Origin of the sequence: Amycolatopsis sp. DSM 110486 (assembly GCF_019468465.1) — a bacterium.
Lineage (GTDB): Bacteria > Actinomycetota > Actinomycetes > Mycobacteriales > Pseudonocardiaceae > Amycolatopsis.
The window spans coordinates 924,238-942,500 of the sequence record NZ_CP080519.1 but is presented as its reverse complement, the minus strand read 5'-3'; the positions used below and the strand labels follow the sequence as shown (position 1 = coordinate 942,500).

Annotated in this window: 15 protein-coding genes and 2 rRNA genes; 7 read left to right on the top strand and 10 right to left on the bottom strand. The window is 68.2% G+C overall.

Features of this window, described 5'->3' with window-relative positions; all coding sequences use genetic code 11:
- The first annotated feature begins 109 nt into the window (after positions 1–109).
- Positions 110–3,224 (top strand): 23S ribosomal RNA (locus tag K1T34_RS04570).
- Positions 3,225–3,280: 56 nt separating this feature from the next.
- Positions 3,281–3,397 (top strand): 5S ribosomal RNA (rrf, locus tag K1T34_RS04565).
- A 98-nt stretch (positions 3,398–3,495) separates the two neighbouring features.
- On the opposite strand, the gene K1T34_RS04560 is transcribed toward rrf, so the two are convergent.
- Genes K1T34_RS04560 through cobF form a run of 3 tightly spaced genes read right to left on the bottom strand, consistent with a single transcriptional unit; the run spans position 3,496 to position 5,892 of the window.
- Entirely contained in the window at positions 3,496–4,029 is a 534-nt protein-coding gene (locus tag K1T34_RS04560) for a pyridoxamine 5'-phosphate oxidase family protein (RefSeq protein WP_220243041.1), read from the bottom strand.
- Between the two features lie 23 nt (positions 4,030–4,052).
- Positions 4,053–5,123 carry a serine hydrolase domain-containing protein gene (locus tag K1T34_RS04555; RefSeq protein ID WP_220243040.1) on the bottom strand — a complete coding sequence of 357 codons (1,071 nt, stop codon included), beginning with the start codon at positions 5,121–5,123 and terminating at the stop codon, positions 4,053–4,055.
- Entirely contained in the window at positions 5,116–5,892 is a 777-nt protein-coding gene (gene cobF / locus K1T34_RS04550; RefSeq protein WP_220243039.1) for a precorrin-6A synthase (deacetylating), read from the bottom strand. Before cobF ends, K1T34_RS04555 begins: the two co-directional genes overlap by 8 nt.
- A 112-nt stretch (positions 5,893–6,004) precedes the next feature.
- On the opposite strand from cobF, the gene K1T34_RS04545 reads away from it, so the two are divergent.
- Entirely contained in the window at positions 6,005–6,211 is a 207-nt protein-coding gene (locus K1T34_RS04545; protein ID WP_220243038.1) for a heavy-metal-associated domain-containing protein, read from the top strand.
- 6 nt (positions 6,212–6,217) lie between these two features.
- Entirely contained in the window at positions 6,218–8,452 is a 2,235-nt protein-coding gene (locus tag K1T34_RS04540; protein WP_220243037.1) for a cation-translocating P-type ATPase, read from the top strand.
- Between the two features lie 69 nt (positions 8,453–8,521).
- On the opposite strand, the gene K1T34_RS04535 is transcribed toward K1T34_RS04540, so the two are convergent.
- The 4 genes from K1T34_RS04535 to K1T34_RS04520 all read right to left on the bottom strand — a co-directional run bounded on the left by K1T34_RS04535 (position 8,522) and on the right by K1T34_RS04520 (position 11,523).
- Positions 8,522–8,803, bottom strand: a complete 282-nt coding sequence (locus K1T34_RS04535) for a metal-sensitive transcriptional regulator (RefSeq protein ID WP_220243036.1) — start codon at positions 8,801–8,803, stop codon at positions 8,522–8,524.
- 78 nt (positions 8,804–8,881) lie between these two features.
- Positions 8,882–9,598, bottom strand: a complete 717-nt coding sequence (locus tag K1T34_RS04530; RefSeq protein ID WP_220243035.1) for a CPBP family intramembrane glutamic endopeptidase — start codon at positions 9,596–9,598, stop codon at positions 8,882–8,884.
- A gap of 127 nt (positions 9,599–9,725) precedes the next feature.
- Positions 9,726–10,682: a hypothetical protein gene (locus K1T34_RS04525; protein ID WP_220243034.1), complete on the bottom strand. Its 957-nt coding sequence runs from the start codon at positions 10,680–10,682 to the stop codon at positions 9,726–9,728.
- A gap of 121 nt (positions 10,683–10,803) precedes the next feature.
- On the bottom strand, positions 10,804–11,523 hold the full coding sequence (locus K1T34_RS04520) for an MgtC/SapB family protein (protein WP_220243033.1): 720 nt from the start codon (positions 11,521–11,523) through the stop codon (positions 10,804–10,806).
- Positions 11,524–11,596: 73 nt separating this feature from the next.
- Between K1T34_RS04520 and K1T34_RS04515 the strand changes: the two genes are divergently transcribed.
- Positions 11,597–12,217, top strand: a complete 621-nt coding sequence (locus tag K1T34_RS04515) for an L-threonylcarbamoyladenylate synthase (RefSeq protein WP_220243032.1) — start codon at positions 11,597–11,599, stop codon at positions 12,215–12,217.
- 18 nt (positions 12,218–12,235) lie between these two features.
- Here K1T34_RS04515 and K1T34_RS04510 read toward each other — a convergent pair whose 3' ends face one another.
- Complete coding sequence (locus K1T34_RS04510) at positions 12,236–12,796, bottom strand: TetR family transcriptional regulator (RefSeq protein WP_220243031.1); 561 nt, start codon at positions 12,794–12,796, stop codon at positions 12,236–12,238.
- Between the two features lie 112 nt (positions 12,797–12,908).
- On the opposite strand from K1T34_RS04510, the gene K1T34_RS04505 reads away from it, so the two are divergent.
- Entirely contained in the window at positions 12,909–14,264 is a 1,356-nt protein-coding gene (locus K1T34_RS04505; RefSeq protein ID WP_255638307.1) for an FAD-dependent monooxygenase, read from the top strand.
- Between the two features lie 93 nt (positions 14,265–14,357).
- Here K1T34_RS04505 and K1T34_RS04500 read toward each other — a convergent pair whose 3' ends face one another.
- Positions 14,358–15,902 carry an FAD-dependent monooxygenase gene (locus K1T34_RS04500; protein ID WP_220243029.1) on the bottom strand — a complete coding sequence of 515 codons (1,545 nt, stop codon included), beginning with the start codon at positions 15,900–15,902 and terminating at the stop codon, positions 14,358–14,360.
- Positions 15,903–16,013: 111 nt separating this feature from the next.
- Here K1T34_RS04500 and K1T34_RS04495 point away from each other — a divergent pair, with 111 nt between their 5' ends.
- Positions 16,014–16,757, top strand: coding sequence for a TetR/AcrR family transcriptional regulator (locus K1T34_RS04495; protein WP_220243028.1), 744 nt, complete (start codon positions 16,014–16,016; stop codon positions 16,755–16,757).
- Here the strand turns inward: K1T34_RS04495 and K1T34_RS04490 are convergent.
- Entirely contained in the window at positions 16,703–18,229 is a 1,527-nt protein-coding gene (locus K1T34_RS04490) for an MFS transporter (RefSeq protein ID WP_220243027.1), read from the bottom strand. The two genes, K1T34_RS04495 and K1T34_RS04490, sit on opposite strands and share 55 nt — an antisense overlap.
- Positions 18,230–18,263: the final 34 nt, after the last annotated feature.

The window sequence follows — 18,263 nt, the reverse complement described above, 5'->3', positions numbered from 1 at the left end:
CGATGCACACTGTTGGGTCCTGAGGCAACACGCCTTGGGGCATTTGCCCTGGGAACGTTGTTTCTGGTGTGGTGTTTGAGAACTGTAGAGTGGATGCGAGCATCTTTGTGGTCAAGTTGTTAAGGGCACATGGTGGATGTCTTGGCTTCAGGAGCCGATGAAGGACGTAGGAGGCTGCGATAAGCCTCGGGGAGCTGTCAACCGAGCTGTGATCCGAGGATTTCCGAATGGGGAAACCCAGCACCAGTGATGTGGTGTTACCCGCCGGTGAATATATAGCCGGTGTGGAGGGAACGCGGGGAAGTGAAACATCTCAGTACCCGTAGGAAGAGAAAACAAAAGTGATTCCGTGAGTAGTGGCGAGCGAAAGCGGAAGAGGCTAAACCGTTTGCATGTGATACCTGTCAGGGGTTGTGTAGACGGTGTTGTGGGACCCGCCTTGAAGAGACTGACATTTCTTCGGGATGGCGCATGTGTTAGTGGAACGCCTTGGGATGGGCGACCGGAGTGGGTGAGAGTCCCGTACGCGAAAACGCATGTTGTTGTTCTTGGTGGTGTTCCCGAGTAGCAGCGAGCTCGTGGAATTTGCTGTGAATCTGCCGGGACCACCCGGTAAGCCTAAATACTTCCTGAAGACCGATAGCGGACGAGTACCGTGAGGGAAAGATGAAAAGTACCCCGGGAGGGGAGTGAAAGAGTACCTGAAACCGTGTGCCTACAAGCCGTCAGAGCTTTCGAGTGATGGCGTGCCTTTTGAAGAATGAGCCTGCGAGTTAGTGCTGCGTGGCGAGGTTAACCCGTGTGGGGTAGCCGTAGCGAAAGCGAGTCTGAATAGGGCGTTTGAGTCGCGTGGTCTAGACCCGAAGCGGAGTGATCTACCCATGGCCAGGGTGAAGCGTCGGTAAGACGTCGTGGAGGCCCGAACCCACCAGGGTTGAAAACCTGGGGGATGAGCTGTGGGTAGGGGTGAAAGGCCAATCAAACTCCGTGATAGCTGGTTCTCCCCGAAATGCATTTAGGTGCAGCGTCGCGTGTTTCTTGTTGGGGGTAGAGCTACTGGATGGTCTAGGGGCCTTACCGGGTTACCGAAATCAACCAAACTCCGAATACCAATAAGTGAGAGCGCGGCAGTGAGACGGCGGGGGATAAGCTTCGTCGTCGAGAGGGAAACAGCCCAGAACACCAGCTAAGGCCCCTAAGTGTGTGCTCAGTGGGAAAGGATGTGGGATTGCCCAGACAACCAGGAGGTTGGCTTAGAAGCAGCCACCCTTGAAAGAGTGCGTAATAGCTCACTGGTCAAGTGGTCCTGCGCCGACAATGTAGCGGGGCTTAAGCACACCGCCGAAGCTGTGTCATTGACACATTAGATCCGCTCAACCTTTCGGGGTTGTGTGTAGTCGTGTTGATGGGTAGGGGAGCGTCCTGCATCCAGTGAAGCCGTGGCGGAAGCTAGCGGTGGAGGGTGTGGGAGTGAGAATGCAGGCATGAGTAGCGAATGCAGAGTGAGAAACTCTGCCGCCGGATGACCAAGGGTTCCTGGGCCAGGCTAATCCGCCCAGGGTAAGTCGGGACCTAAGGCGAGGCCGACAGGCGTAGTCGATGGACAACGGGTTGATATTCCCGTACCCGAGCATGTGCGCCCATGATGAGGCAGTTGATACTAACCACCCAAAGCGCATGGTGAAGTCTTCGGATGGAGCTGTGTTGTGGAGCGTGGGATCTGATTCTGTAGTAGTCAAGCGATGGGGTGACGCAGGAAGGTAGCTCCGCCAGGCGATGGTTGTCCTGGTGTAAGCGTGTAGGCCGGAACATAGGCAAATCCGTGTTCCATGAGGCTGAGACGTGATGCGTAGCCGTTTGAGGCGAAGAGGGTGATCCTATGCTGCCGAGAAAAGCCTCTAGTGAGTGCATGCACGGCCCGTACCCCAAACCAACACAGGTGGTCAGGTAGAGAATACCAAGGCGATCGGGTGAACTGTGGTTAAGGAACTCGGCAAAATGCCCCCGTAACTTCGGGAGAAGGGGGGCCAAACACCTTGAAGTCCTTCGCGGACTAGGGGTGGGTGGCCGCAGAGACCAGCGGAAAGCGACTGTTTACTAAAAACACAGGTCCATGCGAAGTCGCAAGACGATGTATATGGACTGACGCCTGCCCGGTGCTGGAACGTTAAGAGGACCGGTTAATCCCTTCGGGGGTGAAGCTGAGAATTTAAGCGCCAGTAAACGGCGGTGGTAACTATAACCATCCTAAGGTAGCGAAATTCCTTGTCGGGTAAGTTCCGACCTGCACGAATGGCGTAACGACTTTCCGGCTGTCTCAACCACAGGCCCGGCGAAATTGCACTACGAGTAAAGATGCTCGTTACGCGCGGCAGGACGGAAAGACCCCGGGACCTTTACTATAGTTTGGTATTGGTTTTCGGTTCGGCTTGTGTAGGATAGGTGGGAGACTGTGAAGCGGTGACGCTAGTTACTGTGGAGTCAATGTTGAAATACCACTCTGGTCGAATTGGGAATCTGAACCTCGGGCCATGATCTGGTTCAGGGACAGTGCCTGATGGGTAGTTTAACTGGGGCGGTTGCCTCCTAAAGAGTAACGGAGGCGCCCAAAGGTTCCCTCAGCCTGGTTGGCAATCAGGTGTTGAGTGCAAGTGCACAAGGGAGCTTGACTGTGAGACAGACATGTCGAGCAGGGACGAAAGTCGGGACTAGTGATCCGGCACCACCTGGTGGAAGGGGTGTCGCTCAACGGATAAAAGGTACCCCGGGGATAACAGGCTGATCTTGCCCAAGAGTCCATATCGACGGCATGGTTTGGCACCTCGATGTCGGCTCGTCGCATCCTGGGGCCGGAGTAGGTCCCAAGGGTTGGGCTGTTCGCCCATTAAAGCGGCACGCGAGCTGGGTTTAGAACGTCGTGAGACAGTTCGGTCCCTATCCGCCGCGCGCGTAGGATACTTGAGGAAGGCTGTCCCTAGTACGAGAGGACCGGGACGGACGAACCTCTGGTGTGCCAGTTGTCCCGCCAGGGGCATGGCTGGTTGGCCACGTTCGGAAGGGATAACCGCTGAAGGCATCTAAGCGGGAAGCCTGTTCCAAGATGAGGTATCCCACCCCATGTGGGTTAAGGCCCCCAAGAGACGATTGGGTTGATAGGCCAGAAATGGAAGCACAGTAATGTGTTGTTGAGTTGACTGGTACTAATAGGCCGAGGACTTGCCTACAAAGATGTTACGCATCCACTCTACGGTTCTGAAACACCACGCGTGTTTCATAGTGTTTCGGTGGTTATAGCGCCAGGGAAACGCCCGGTCCCATTCCGAACCCGGAAGCTAAGCCTGGTAGCGCCGATGGTACTGCAATCGAAGGGTTGTGGGAGAGTAGGACGCCGCCGAACTAACATTAGGGTTAGGCCCCGGTCGAGAATCTTCACGGTTCTCCCGGGGCCTAACTCTATTTCCGCACCTTTTCGACCGCCGCCGGCGGGTCCACGACTCAGCTCCAGCGGTAGCGAGTCTGCGACGACTCGCTACCGGTCGCGAAGGCGAAAGCCTTGTCGGGCTGGACCCGGTAGAGCTGAACGTTCCCGGTCCTGATGGCGTCGCCGAGTTGGTACCACGTTCCGTCCTCGCGGGTGAGTTGCCAGCCGTAGGCCTGTTCGAACGCCGTCGCCGCGGTTTCCCTGGTGGGCTGGTCGGTGACCAGGCTCGCGATGCCTTCGATGATGTAGTCCATGCCGGTCAGGGTGCCGGTTCCGGTGCTCAGTGTGCAGGCCTGGTTGGAGCTGAGGTTCTTGGCTTTCTGCTCGCGGTCGCCTGTGGTGAACCACATCGCGCCGAGCGCCCAGATCGCCAGCAGCGGTGTCACGTGGGGGCGGCCGTCGCGGCGCACCGTGCACAGGTGGAATTTCTGGATGTGACGCAGTGCCCACTCCGTCGCCTCCCACGGAGTCGGGCTGGCGCCCGGCGAGGAGAACGGACCGAGGCTGGTCTGCGGCGCGCACGAGTTGTCAGCCGTAGGAGTGGACATCATTTTCCCCTTCGTGCGGAAGCTCAACCGGTCCCGGACAGATGGTCGGCGAGGATCGCGGTGACCGACAGTGCGGTGTCGAAGTTCGGTACGAGCCGGGTTTTCGTCAGGGCGAAGGCGACTCCGCGAGCGGGGTCGGCGTAGGCGTAGCTGCCGCCCCCGCCTGGCCAGCCGAAGGCCGCGGAGTTCTCCTCGGCGGGGGCGCCGATGCGGCCGATCGGGAAGCCCAAGGCCATGCGCACCGGGTTGCCGAAAACCTGGTCCGTGCCCTCGAAAGCGAGCGCGGACAGTTCCGTCAACCGCGCGGCATCCACGAGCGTGCCTTGCAGCACGGCGTTGTACATCGCGGCGAGGCCGTGGGCGGTGGCCGTACCCACGGACGGAATATCGGCGCGCAGGATCGTGTCGGTGTTTCCGAAATCGGCACTCGGCCGGCTTTCCCAGGGGGCGAGGATCGGGGCGGCCGGCCAGTGCGAAGCCTGCTGCTCGAGGCGCGCGAAACCCGCCAGCACCTCCTCCGGAGCGGCGAAGTAGAGCTGCCCCTCGATCCCGAGCGGCACTGTGATCCACTCGCGCAGCAACTCGGACATGGACCGTCCGGTCGCACGGCGGGCCAGCTCGCCGCCGAGGTAGCCGAAGGTGAACGAGTGGTAGCCCGTGGCGGTCCCCGGCGGCCAGCGCGGCTCGGCGGCGGCCAGCGACTCGCACACCCTGGACCAGTCGGGAAGCTCGCGCGGGGTGATCTCGCGCGGCATGGCCGGCAGTCCGACCGTGTGGGTCAGCACGTGCCGGAGCGTCGCCGTGGCCTTGCCGTGTGCGCCGAACTCGGGCCAGAGGTCCGTGACCGGGCTGTCGTAGTCGAGGAAACCCCGCGCGACGAGCAGGTGGGCGAGCGTGGCCGCCACGTTCTTGGCGGTGGAGAAGCTGAAGATCGGCGTGCCGGAGGTGAGCGGTCGCCCCGGCTCGGCCGTGCCCGCCACCGCGTCGACGATGAGCGCGCCGCCCTCGTAGACGGCGACCTGCAGACCGGTCTCCGCGCCGGTATCGACCAAAGTGTCGAGCCGACGTTGAATCCGGTCCTGGAGCTCACCCATCGCTGCGGTCCACCGGGCGGCGCAGCAGGTACGTGTCCATGATCCAGCCGTGTTTTTCGCGGGCCTCCGCACGGACCGAGCGGAGGCGCGCGGCCAACGCGGAGTCCAGGGGGCCCGACAGCAGGATCTCGTCCGGGGTGCCGACGTACGCGCCCCAGTAGATGTGCAGGCCCTGGTCGGTGAACCGGTCGAAGGTGGTGTGCGCGTCGAGCAGGACGAAGACGTCGTCGGCGTCGGCGGGCCAGCCCGTGGCGAGGCGGCGGCCGGTGGTGAGCTGGACGGCGCGGCCGATCTGGTTCATCGTCGTGCGGTGGCGGGCGACGAGCGCGGAGATGCTGCTCACGCCGGGGACCACCTCGTAGTCGAAAGCGACGTTGCCGCGCGCGAGCACTGCCTCGATGAGGGCGATGGTGCTGTCGTACAGCGACGGGTCGCCCCAGACGAGGAAGGCGCCGGTGTCGTCGGGGCCGAGGGAGTCGCGGATGAGACGCTCGTAGACGTCCGTGCGGAGCTCGTGCCAGTCGGCGACGGCAGCGCGGTAGTCGGACGGCGTGCGATCGCGGTCGGGGTCCGTGGCGGTGACCACGCGGTAGCCGGGGCGTGTGACGAAGCGCGACAGGATGTCCTGGCGCAGCCGCACGAGGTCGGCCTTCGCGGAGCCCTTGTCGAGGACGAAGAACACGTCGACGCGGTTGAGGCGGTCGATCGCCTGGACGGTGAGGTGTTCCGGATCGCCGGCCCCGATCCCGATCGCGTACAGCTTCCGCATCACCGCAGTCTGCCGGGCCGGGTAACCGGTCCCACAGGCGGCCCACGTGGTGAACCCCTACCCCGGAGGGGTATAAAGGGATTAGGAACGCCACAGCACGAAGGAGCCGGTGATGACCGAAGCCACCTACACCGTCGAGGGTATGACCTGCGCGCACTGCGTCGGCGCGGTGCGTGAAGAGGTCGGAGAGCTCGCCGGTGTCCGGGAAGTCGACGTGGACCTCGCGTCGGGCGCGGTGAAGGTCGTCAGCGAGCAGCCGCTGGCCGTGGACGCCGTCTCGGCGGCCGTGACCGAGGCCGGCTACCGGCTCGTCGCGTAGGCCGCCATGACCACGACGACACACGCTCCGCAGACGGTCGAGCTCGTCATCGGCGGGATGACGTGCGCTTCGTGCGCCGCCCGCGTGGAACGCAAGCTGAACAAGGTCGACGGGGTCACGGCGAGCGTCAACTACGCCACCGAGAAGGCCCACGTCGAGTTCCCCGCCACGATTTCGGTCGACGACCTGGTCGGTGTCGTCGAGGCCACCGGCTACACGGCGCAGCGCCCCGAACCCGAGAAGCCCGAAGCCTCCGAGCCGGAGGACGAGACGCGTCCCCTGCGGGACCGGCTGGTCTACTCGGCGCTGCTGACGGTGCCGGTGATCCTGCTCGCGATGGTCCCCGCGTTGCAGTTCGACAACTGGCAGTGGCTCTCGCTCACCCTGGCCGCGCCGGTCGTGGTGTGGGGCGCGTTCCCGTTCCACCGCGCCGCGTGGACCAACCTGCGCCACGGCGCCGCGACCATGGACACGCTGATCTCCCTCGGTGTCTCCGCCGCCACGCTCTGGTCGCTCTACGCCCTGTTCTTCGGCACCGCCGGCATGACCGGCATGCGCGACGCCTTCACCCTCACCGTGACCCCAGGGATGGGCACGAACAGCATCTACCTCGAGGTCGCCTCCGGCGTGACCACGTTCATCCTGGCCGGCCGCTACTTCGAAGCCCGAGCCAAGCGCCGCTCCGGCGCCGCCTTGCGCGCGTTGTTCGAACTCGGCGCGAAGGACGTCACCGTCCTGGCGAACGGCACCGAACGCCGCGTCCCCGTGAGCGAGCTGCGAGTGGGCGACACCTTCGTCGTGCGGCCCGGGGAGAAGATCGCCACCGACGGCGTGGTCACCGAGGGCAGCTCCGCGGTCGACGTCAGCATGATCACCGGCGAATCCGTGCCCGTCGAAGTCGCCACCGGCGACGCCGTGACCGGCGCGACCGTGAACGTCGGCGGCCGGCTGGTCGTGAAAGCCACCCGGATCGGCGACGACACCCGCCTCGCCCAGATGGCGCGGCTCGTCGAGGAGGCCCAGAACGGCAAGGCCGCCGTGCAGCGGCTGGCCGACCGCGTATCCGGGATCTTCGTCCCGATCGTCCTCATGCTCGCCCTGATCACGCTCGTCGCGTGGCTGGCGAGTGGCGGCGACGTCGCCGAAGCCTTCACCGCCGCGGTCGCCGTGCTGATCATCGCCTGCCCCTGCGCGCTCGGCCTCGCCACGCCCACGGCGCTGCTGGTCGGCACCGGCCGCGGAGCCCAGCTCGGGATCCTGATCAAAGGCCCCGAGGTGCTCGAGTCCACCCGGCGCGTCGACACCGTCGTGCTCGACAAAACCGGCACCGTCACCACCGGCCGCATGAGCCTCACCGGCGTCCACCCCGCCGACGGCATCACCGAAGCCGAGGTCCTGCGCTACGCCGGAGCCGTCGAAGACGCCTCGGAACACCCCATCGCCAAGGCCATCGTGGCCGGTGCCCGTGACCGCATCGGCGAGCTGCCCGCGGTCCAGGAGTTCCGCTCGACCGAGGGCCTCGGCGTCACCGGGCTCGTCGACGGCACCGCCGTCCTCGCCGGCCGCGCCGCCTTTCTGGCCGACTGGGGCATCCACGTCGACGGTTCCCTCGCCGACGCCAAGGCGGCGGCCGAGCAGCAGGGCGCCACCGCGGTGTTCGTGGCCTGGGACGGCGCAGCCAAGGCCGTGCTGGTCGTCGCGGACACGATCAAACCCACCTCGGCCCAAGCCGTCGCCGAACTCCGCGCCCTCGGCCTCACGCCGGTCCTGCTGACCGGCGACAATGCCGGCGCCGCTCAAGCGATCGCCGAAGCCGCCGGCATCGACGAGGTGATCGCCGAGGTCCTGCCCGAAGACAAGGTCGCGGTGGTCAAGCGGCTGCAGTCCGAGGGCCGCGTGGTCGCGATGGTCGGCGACGGTGTGAACGACGCCGCCGCCCTGGCCCAGGCCGACCTCGGCTTGTCGATGGGCACCGGCACCGACGCCGCCATCGAGGCCGGCGACCTCACCCTCGTCCGCGGTGACCTCCGCGCCGCGGTCGACGCCATCCGCCTCGCTCGGCGCACGCTCGCCACGATCAAGGGCAACCTGTTCTGGGCCTTCGCCTACAACGTCGCGGCCCTGCCGCTGGCGGCGTTCGGCCTGCTCAACCCCATGATCGCCGGTGCCGCCATGGCCGTCTCGTCGGTGTTCGTGGTCTCGAACAGTCTCCGCCTGCGCGGCTTCCGCGCCGCACGCTGAACCGCGCTGAACCAGGCTGAAAAAAAGAGGGACGCCTGGCCGGGGCGCCCCTCTTTTCATTGTCCGGACCTACGAGCGGACCAGCCGTGCGATCGCGTCGGAGGCCTCGCGGACCTTCAGGTCGGCTTCCTCGCCCCCGGCCGCGGCGGCCTGCACGACGCAGGTGGCCAAGTGCTCGTCGAGCAGCTCCAGCGAGAACGACTGCAGCGCCTTCGTGGCCGCCGACACCTGCGTGAGGATGTCGATGCAGTACTTGTCCTCCTCGACCATGCGCTGCAGGCCTCGGATCTGTCCCTCGATGCGGCGCAGACGCTTCAGATAGGCATCCCGCTCGTTGCCGTAGCCCGTCATCGCGCATCGTCCCCTTCGTTCGCACCTGTACGTCGTCGAGTATACCCACCCCACGTATCCGATACGGGGTATGCGTATTCACGCCTGCACGGCCACCGCGATGACGAGCCCGCCGACGTTCGTCGTGAAGTGCACCAGTACCGACGCCAGTACTCCCCGGCCGAAGTGCCGCCACGCGTACAGGAAGACGCCCGCCGCCGCGGCCGCGACCATCGCGAGCACCTGCAGCAGCTGCGTCGGGATGCCGCCGAGTGCTGCGTGCACGGCCGCGTTGCGCCCGACGGCCAGCGCCGGCAGGAAGTGCCACAGCCCGAAGAACGCCGACGCCCCGAGGATCGGCCCCCACCGCCAGCGGTCGTCGCGCGCGCCGAGCAGCGCCGGCAGCACGCCGCGGAACGCGATCTCCTCGACGATCACCGTGCCGAACGTGATCCGCCCGAGCGTGAGCCACAGCAGTTGCAGCAGGTCGGGGTCGCCGACGCGCCCGTCGTCGTAGACGGTCCGTAACGCCGGCACCACGGCCGCGATGCCGAAGACGACGAGGAAGAACGCCGCCCCGACCAGCCCGGTGAGGGCCGCCCGCCCGAGCGTCGCGCGGCTGACGCCGAGGTCGGCCGGCGTGTACCCGGCGCCGAACGCCAGCGCGAGCAGCACCGCCGCCGTCACGGCTCCGCAGACCGGGTACGCCCAGCCCGGCAACACCCGGTTGGCGAGCGTGGTCGCCGTCGCCAGCACCACCACGCACACGACGACGAGCAGCAACCGCGTCGACGTCCTCGGCCCGGTGATGGTCATGGCCCCAACTTAGGGGCGCGCGTGATCTCGGCGGGGCGCTCCACGCCGGGGCCGGGGTGAAAAGCCGGGCCGGCGACCCCGTGCTCAGTCGGCTCGATAGAAGTTGTGGGAGTGAGACAACCGCAGGTCAGCCGGTTGTGGTCGCCTCGGTGAGCGCCGGTTTACGGCGCTGGACAGGCACGGCGGTGCCGGTGTCGTCGGGTCGCGGGTCCAGCGCGGCGGTCGCCGACGCCAGGAGCTCGCGGGTGCCGGTGAGCGCCGTTTTCAGGCGGTGGTGGATGGCTGTCAGCTCGGCGACGCGGTCGTCGGCCTGGGTGACGATGTCGTTGGCGTGCTCGGTCGCGCGGCGGACCCGGGTGTCGGCCTCCGTCTGCGCTTCGGCGGTCTGCGCGGCGAGTGCCCGGTGGGTTTCCGTGCGCTGGTTCTCCAGGTCGCGCAGGGTTTCCGTGCGCTGGGCAGCCAGGTTGCGCAACGTTTCGGTGCGGTGGGCGTCGAGCTCGCGCAGCGTTTTCGTGCGTTGGATGTCCAGTTCGGTGATCGTCGCGGTGCGGCGCCGGTGCAGGGCCTCGGTGAGGTCTTCCTCCATGCGGCGGCGCTGCTTCACGGCGGCCTCGTCGGCGGCGGCGCGTTCGGCGGCCGCGCGGCGCATGAACTCCTCGTGGGCGGCGTGCTGGCGGCGGCGATCTTCCTCGGTCGCGGCGACGAGCGCGCGTTCCTTCTCGGTGAGTCGCACGGCCTCGGCCTCCGCGTCGAGCCGCGTCTGCTCCGCCTTTTCCTTTGCCCGCGTGATGATTTCCGAAGCTTCTTCGCGAGTCAGCTCGATCATGCGCCGTGATCGTTCCTGGAGCGCGTCGGCTTCTATGGGCGTGCGGCTGATGCGGTCGATCGTCGCGTGCAGCTCGCGGTTGTGCTGCGCCAGCCGGGCCACGCGCCACATCGCCGCGTCGCGTTCGGCCGCCACCCGGCGGAGCTCTTCCTGGGCCCAGACCACGAATTCCTTGACCTGGCCTCGGTGAAAGCCGCGCCATGCCGGGTCGAAACGGGGCTCGACGGACATCAGGTCCTCGCCATCTTCGGGGGCCATGGCCTCACCTCCCATTTGGATGGTTTCTCCTCGGGCGCGATGTTTCCTTTGCCACACCGAGGTTTCCGTGTGCCGTCCAGTGTGCCCGAAGACCGGGCCGCTGTGGGGGGCGGGCACACGATCAATCTTCGAGTGGATCTTGCGCGCCCGTCGCGGTGCTCCGCACGCCGGGCAGTTCCGCGAGTTCGGCCGTCAATTCCGCAAGATCACCGCGGCCCTGCAACCGCAGCGTGACGACCGCGATCCGTTGCCCCTCTTCGGAAACCGTCTCCCTGTCGACCGCCACCTGGTGGACCACCCAGCCGCGTCCGGTACAGCCCGCGAGAACGTTTCGCAAAACTCCGTGCCCGTCGGAGTAGCTCAGCCGCAGAATGGGTGGTTCGCGCCGATGCCGTGCCACGAACCGGGAAAGCGGCGGGAAACCGCGAGTGATCACGATCAGTCCCACGGTCGTCGCCACCGCGAGCACGGGCAGCCCCGCGCCGCACGCGACGCCGACCGCCGCCGCGAGCCACACCGTCGCGGCCGTCGTCAGCCCGCGCACGGCGTCGCGGCGCACGAAGATCAACCCGCCGCCGACGAACCCGATGCCCGAGACGATCTGCGCCGCGATCCGCGAGGGGTCGAGCGCCACGTGCTCGGTGTTCAGCAGGTCGGCGAACCCGTACTTCGACACGAGCATGAACACCGCCGACCCCACGCCCACCAGGGTGTGCGTGCGCAGGCCGGCCTGTTTGTTGCCGACCTCGCGCTCGAGGCCGATCGCCGTGCTCAGCACCAGCGCGAGCAGCACGGGGAGCAGCAGCGACCACTGTTCGTCCGTGGACCAGAGAGCGTGCACGCCGACACTTTGCCTCGCCGCTCGCTGGCGGGCCCGCCCGGCCCCCGAGGTGGATCACCCCTAAGCTCGCCGCATGGCCCGCTATTTCGACGTGCACCCGCAGAACCCGCAGCGGCGCTCGCTGGCCCAGGTCGTGGACCTGCTTCGCGAAGACGGGCTCATCGCGTACCCCACCGACTCCTGCTTCGCGCTCGGCTGCCGGCTCGGCAACCAGGAGGGCATGGAGCGGATCCGGGCGATCCGCAAGCTCGACCACCGGCACCACTTCACGCTCGTCTGCCAGGACTTCGCCCAGCTCGGGCAGTTCGTGCACGTGGACAACACGGTGTTCCGGGCGATCAAGGCCACCACGCCCGGGCCGTACACGTTCATCCTCCCCGCGACCAAGGAAGTGCCGCGGCGGCTGATGCACGCGAAGAAGAAGACCGTCGGCGTGCGCATCCCGGAGCACGTGGTCACGCAGGCGCTGCTGGCCGAGCTGGGGGAGCCGATCCTGTCGAGCACGCTGCTGCTGCCCGACTCCGGTGAGCCCCTCACCCAGGGCTGGGAGATCAAGGAAGAACTCGATCACCAGCTCGACGCGGTGCTCGACTCCGGCGACTGCGGCGTCGAGCCGACCACGGTGGTCGACTTCTCGTCCGGCGAGGCGGAGATCGTCCGCTACGGCGCGGGCGACGCCACGCGGTTCGAGTGAGCTCAGTACCCCATTGAGTCAGTACCCCACGAGGTAGCGCTGCAGGGTCGGCCCGAGCCAGCGCACGGCCTCGTCCTCGGTCATCTCCGCGACCGGCGGTAGCCGCAGCACGAACCGGCACAGCGCCAGGCCCAGCACCTGCGACGAGATCAGCCCGGCGCGCACCGGCGCCTCGGCGGGGTCCGGGCACACCTTCGCGACCTGCGGTCCGAGCTGGTCGGCGAAGATCGAGCGCATGCGTTCGGCCGCCGTCTCGTTCGTGACGCCCGCGCGCAGGAGCGCGAACAACGTCTCGTCACCCGCCCAACGCGCCAGCACATGCCGCGCGAGCAGCGTGCCGGCTTCTTCGAGCGGCAGCTGCGTGAAGTCGGGCAGGCGCAGGTCGAAGTGGGCCGCGGCCGCGAAGAGCTTCTCCTTGGAGCCGTAGTAGCGCATCACCATCGACGGGTCGATGGCCGCGTCGGCCGCGATCGCGCGGATCGTCGCGCGCTCGTACCCGTCCGCGGCGAAGCGTTCGCGGGCGGCGTTCAGGATCGCCGCGCGCGTCGCGTCGGAGCGCCGGGGTCGGGCCGAGGTCATGCCAACAACTGTAGGCCAACGGGTGTTGACATGGCTAGTACCAGGGCGTCTACTGGATGCCAACAGGTGTTGGCAAACGGATGTTGACTTGGGGGTCGACATGGAATCGGAAGTGCTGGTCGTCGGAGCCGGACCCGTGGGGCTGCTGCTCGCGGGCGATCTCGCCGAAGCCGGCGTGGCCGTGACGGTGCTCGAACGGCGGACCACGGGATCGAACCTGACCAGGGCGTTCGGGGTCCACGCCCGCACGCTGGAGCACCTCGACGTACGCGGCGTCGCCGACGAACTCATCGCCACCGGCGCGCGGCTGCGCGAGCTGCGGCTGTTCGACCGGGTCGAGATCGACCTCGCGAAGCTGCCCTCGCGCTACGGCTACTTGCTGATCACGCCGCAGACCCACACCGAGGAGATCCTGCGTTCGCGCGCCGAACGGCTCGGCGCGAAGTTCGTGTGGGGCGCCGAGGTGCGCACGCTCGCCCAGGACCACGACGGCGTCGACGTCACCACCGCCGACGGCCAGCTCTACCGCGCCCGCTACCTCGTCGGCGCCGACGGGCTGCACAGTGTCGTGCGCCGCCAGCTCGGCCTGCCGTTCCCCGGCCGTTCGGTGCTGAAGTCGATCATGCTGGCCGACGTCCGGCTCGACTCGCCGCCCGAAGACCTCCTCATGGTCAACGGCGTCGGCGACGGCTTCGCGTTCGTCGCCCCCTTCGGCGACGGCTACTACCGCGTCTTCGCCTGGGACCGGCGCTCCCAGGTTCCGGACGACGCGCCGCTCTCGCTCGACGAGGTCCGCGACATCACCCGCCGCTCCCTCGGCACCGACCTCGGCATGCACGACGCGCGCTGGCTCTCCCGCTTCCACAGCGACGAGCGCCAGGCCCCGCACTACCGCTCCGGCCACGTCTTCCTCGCCGGCGACGCCGCCCACGTCCACTCACCCGCCGGCGGCCAGGGCATGAACACAGGCCTGCAGGACGCGGCCAACCTGAGCTGGAAGCTGGCCGAGGTGCTGGCCGGTCGCCTGCCGGAGACCCTGCTCGACACCTACGAAGCCGAGCGCCACCCGGTCGGCCGCCTCGTCCTCCGCAGCAGCGGCGCGATCATCCGCCTGGCGATGATCAAGCCGCTCGTTCTCCGCGAAGCCCGCAACCGGCTCCTGGGTGCCGCCCTCTCCGCGGCCCCGCTCGCCCGCCGCGTCGCCGGCGTGATCTCGGGTGTCGGGATCCGCTACGCGCCGCCGGCTGGTGCAGACCGTCTTGTCGGCGCTCGTGCCGAGGACCGCGACCTCCCGGGTGGCCGGTTGTATGAGCAGTTGCGGGGAGGCCGTTTCGTCTACATCGGTGACCACCGTCCGGCCGGGCTGCCGGACCGGGTGGTGTTCGCGCGGGATGGCGGGGAGGTGCTGGTTCGGCCTGATGCGCATGTCGGCTGGGTGGGGGATCCGGCGGAGTACTTCGGCCGGTGAGCCCGGCCGCCTGGTGGCCGCCTGCGCGGGCGGCCGGTGAGCCGCGCCGAGCGGGGTGGGCAAACCTCGGGGGACGCCCGCCCGGGCGAGTGATCATCCACCGACGGCCGCCGGTTGGCCGAGGATGCGGGCGCAGGCGTCGTCGAGGGGGATGGCGGAGGCCGAGTGCCACGCGACCACGGCGTCGGGGCGGAGGAGGAGGGCGCCGTCGGGCGAGAGGGCGACGGAGTCGAGCCAGGCGGGGGCGGGGACCGAAACAGTGCGGAGGCCGAGGTGGCGGGCCGTCGCGGTCCAGTGGGTCTCGCCGGGAGGAGTCAGGAGTGCGAAGTCCGGGCCGGCGAGGTCCACAGTGGACACCCCGGGGGAGACCCACGCGTGGGGCACGCGGGTGCCGGGACGGCCGCCGGGGGCGTAGCGGTCGAACGGCGCGGGGCCGCGGGTGTCGGGGACGAAGGCGCCCTCGTCGTACTGTGCGCCGAACAGGGCGGTGACCGGGTCGACGGGGACTTCGCCGCTGGTCACGGACGCGATCATGGTGCCGAGGTGCCCGCTGACCCGGCTGGAGAACTCGGCCGTCGCGTAGCCGAGGGGGTGGCGTTCGGCGTGGTAGGTGTCAAGCAGTGCCGGTGACGCGGACCCGGCGAGCACGGCCCCGAGCTTCCACGCCAGGTTGTGGACGTCGCCGATCGCGGTGTTCGCGCCGGCCGCGGCCATGGGCGGCATGGCGTGCGCGGCGTCGCCGGCGAGGAAGACGCGGCCCTCGGCGTAGCGGTCGGCCACGTACATGCCCGACTCCCACGGCATCAGGCTCAGCACCTCCACGTCGAGGTCCGGCACGCCGACCATGGCGCGCAGCAGGTCGCGCCAGCCGTCGTCGCCCAGGGTCTGAGAGCCGGGGAAGTCCGACGTGGAGAACAGCCAGCGGTCGGTGCCGTTCACCGACACGAACGCGCCCGACGCCGCCGGGTTCTCGATCTGGCACAGGTTGAACTTCTTGTCCCGCACCAGTTCCGTGAGGTCGGCGCGGAACGCGATGTCGAGGTTGTTCGCGAGGTGACCGTAGCCGCTGCGCGGAATCCCCAGCGCCTCGCGGACCGGGCTGCGTGCCCCGTCGGCCGCGATCAGGTAATCGGCTGCCACCTCCGAGCCCTCGCCCCCGGCAGAACGCAGCGCCGCGGTGACCCCCGACGAGGACTGTGTGAACGACACCAGCTCCGTCGAGAACCGCACCGAAACCCCGCGGTCCTCCGCGGCGCGCCGCAGCACCGGCTCCAGCACGTCCTGCGGGCACAGCACGCTCGGCGCCGGACTGTGGTCGTTCATCCGGCCGTACTGCGCGATGCCCGCCCGCATCGCCGGCGTGATCTCCGGCCACTTCGCCTCGGCCAGCGTCGGCCCGCTCAGCATCCCCGCGAACGACGCCAGCGGCGCACTCGCCTCCGCCACCGCGTCGCGCAGGCCCAGCGCGCGGAACACCTCGTTGCTGCGGTGGTTGAACCGCCGTGCCTTCGGCTGCGGTGACGTGCTCGCGTGCTTCTCCACCAGCACCGCGCGCACGCCGTGGCGGTGCAGCAATAACCCCGCCGTCAACCCGGCGACCCCACCACCGCTGATCAGCACCTGTGTCCGTTCGCTCACGACAACCCCCAGCTCGGCTGACCCGTACACATCCAATCCGGATGTGTACGTCGTACACTCTATGTACGTTGTACACGCCGAGTAGGATCAACGCAACCGACAGGAGGCCGCTTGAGCGCTCAGGGAACCCCGACCCCGCCGATCTGGCTGCTGCCCGAACCGCCCGAACGACGGTGGGGCCTCGGGCGCGCGGAGATCGTGCGGACCGCGATCGCGATCGCCGACTCCGGCGGTTCCGACGCACTCACCATGCGCGCCGTCGCGAAGGAGCTGGGCTCGTCCACGCCCATGTCGCTCTACCGCTACGTGCACAACAAGGACGGTCTCGTCGACCTCATGCTCGACGCGGCGAACGCCGAGGTCACCACGCCCGAGAAGCCGGGCGGAGACTGGCGAGCCGATCTCACCCGGGTCTCGCACGACTCGTGGACGATGATGAAACGCCACCCCTGGTTCGCCGAGCTCGTGCACCAGCGCCCGCCCGCCGGGCCGCACGCGAGCCGCCGCCAGGAGTTCGTGCTGAGCACCTTCGTCGGCCTGGGCCAGGACCTCTCGGCCGCGGTCTCCTACCACCGGCTGCTCGACGGTTACGTCGTCGGCCAGGCCTTGCAGCGGACCGAAGAGATGAAGATGTGGCAGAGGCAGGGGTTCCGCGGGCTCGACGACGTCCAGGAGCTCGCCGGCGCCTGGTTCGTCGACATCGGCAGTGACGCACAGCCGCGCTACCCGCTGCTCGAACGCGTGGTCAAGGACTTCCTGGGCGCTGACCCGCACGCCCCGGCCACCCCCGCCGAAGACGTTCAGTTCACGCTCGGGCTCGACTGCCTGCTCGACGGCATCTCCACCCGGCTCTGACGCTCCCGTCGCTTCAACGCCCTTCCCGCAACCACCGACAGCACCGCGAACGCGACCGCGCTCACCCAGGCCACTGTGGACAGTCCCGACCCGAACGCCGCGTGCGCACTCGCCGTCAGCGCCGGCGAACCGACCGTCTCCGCACCGGCCAGGCTTTCGCGCGCCCGGTCCACGTCGACACCGGACGGCACCACGAGCCGAGCCCGGTAGACGGCCGCGGCGAGGGAGCCCAGCAGCGCCATGCCGAGCGTCGCGCCCAGGTCCAGGCACGTTTCCGACGTCGACGCGGCCGAGCCGGCGCGCTCCGGCGGCACCGAGCCCACGATCATCCCCGTGCCCAGCGCGACCAGCGGCCCGTCGCCGAACGCCACAACCGCGAGCCCCGCCGACGCCGGCAGCAGTCCCGCGGCCGTCCCCGCGAACGCGACCAGCGCGAACCCGCCGACGCCCAGCACCAGCCCCGCGGTGATCGCGGCCCGCGGCGAAACCCGGCGGACGATCGCCGGCGTCAGCACGCAGCCGAGGCCGATCGCGAGCCCCATGGGCGCGTACCAGAGCGCGGCGGTCAGCGGCGACAGACCGAGCACCAGCTGGAAGTACTGGCTCACGAGCATCCCGGTGCCCGCCATGAACAGGCCGGTGAGCAGCATCGTCGCGAGGATCGCCCCGACCTGCGGACGGCGGAACAACGACAGGTCCAGCAACGGCGTCGTCAGCCGGCGCTGCCGCCGCACGAACGCGACGCCGAACCCGAGCCCGGCGAGCACCGCCAGTGCCGCAGTGGTTCCGCCACCGGTGGCCAGCTCCTTGATCCCCCACACCGCCGGCAGCACAGTGGCCAGCGACAGCACGACGCTCGCCGGGTCGAGCTTCGTGCCACCAGCGCCGCCAGCGCCGCCGGTCCCACGGTGCTCCGGCAGCACGAGCGGGCCGGCCACCAGCAGCATGAGCATCACGGGCGCGCCGAGCAGGAACACCGAACCCCACCAGAAGTGCGCGAGCAGCACCCCGCCGAGCACCGGCCCCAGGGCCGCGCCGCCGAACTGGCACAACGCCCACAGCGAGATCGCCGTGCCGCGCTGCTTCGCGTCGGGGAACAGCGTGCTGATCAAGGCGAGCGTCGAGGGCATCAACGTCGCGCCCGCGATGCCGAGCAACGCGCGGGTGACGATGAGCGTGCCGGCGTCGGGCGCGAACGCCGCCACGATCGACAGCACCCCGAACGCGGCCGCACCGATGAGCAGCAGCTTCCGCCGCCCGATCCGGTCGCCGAGCGTGCCCATGGTGATGAGGAAGCCGGCGATCAGGAAGCCGTAGACGTCGGTGAGCCAGAGCTGCTGCACCCCGCTCGCGCCAAGCTCGACGCTGATCGCGGGCAGCGCGAGGAACACGACGCCGATGTCGAGCGCGACCAGGAGCGTGGGCAGCATCAGCACGGCCAGGCCGAGCCAGGCGCGACGGGTGGCGGGCATTTCGGGTCCCCTTCCGAAAGGTGGTTTCGGCCGA

Excerpts from the sequence above, each read along its gene's own strand:
- K1T34_RS04560 (WP_220243041.1), bottom strand. The coding sequence starts at position 4,029 with ATGTCCACTCCTACGGCTGACAACTCGTGCGCGCCGCAGACCAGCCTC.
- K1T34_RS04555 (WP_220243040.1), bottom strand. The coding sequence starts at position 5,123 with ATGGGTGAGCTCCAGGACCGGATTCAACGTCGGCTCGACACTTTGGTC.
- cobF (WP_220243039.1), bottom strand. The coding sequence starts at position 5,892 with ATGCGGAAGCTGTACGCGATCGGGATCGGGGCCGGCGATCCGGAACAC.
- K1T34_RS04545 (WP_220243038.1), top strand. The coding sequence starts at position 6,005 with ATGACCGAAGCCACCTACACCGTCGAGGGTATGACCTGCGCGCACTGC.
- K1T34_RS04540 (WP_220243037.1), top strand. The coding sequence starts at position 6,218 with ATGACCACGACGACACACGCTCCGCAGACGGTCGAGCTCGTCATCGGC.
- K1T34_RS04535 (WP_220243036.1), bottom strand. The coding sequence starts at position 8,803 with ATGACGGGCTACGGCAACGAGCGGGATGCCTATCTGAAGCGTCTGCGC.
- K1T34_RS04530 (WP_220243035.1), bottom strand. The coding sequence starts at position 9,598 with ATGACCATCACCGGGCCGAGGACGTCGACGCGGTTGCTGCTCGTCGTC.
- K1T34_RS04525 (WP_220243034.1), bottom strand. The coding sequence starts at position 10,682 with ATGGCCCCCGAAGATGGCGAGGACCTGATGTCCGTCGAGCCCCGTTTC.
- K1T34_RS04515 (WP_220243032.1), top strand. The coding sequence starts at position 11,597 with ATGGCCCGCTATTTCGACGTGCACCCGCAGAACCCGCAGCGGCGCTCG.
- K1T34_RS04510 (WP_220243031.1), bottom strand. The coding sequence starts at position 12,796 with ATGACCTCGGCCCGACCCCGGCGCTCCGACGCGACGCGCGCGGCGATC.
- K1T34_RS04490 (WP_220243027.1), bottom strand. The coding sequence starts at position 18,229 with ATGCCCGCCACCCGTCGCGCCTGGCTCGGCCTGGCCGTGCTGATGCTG.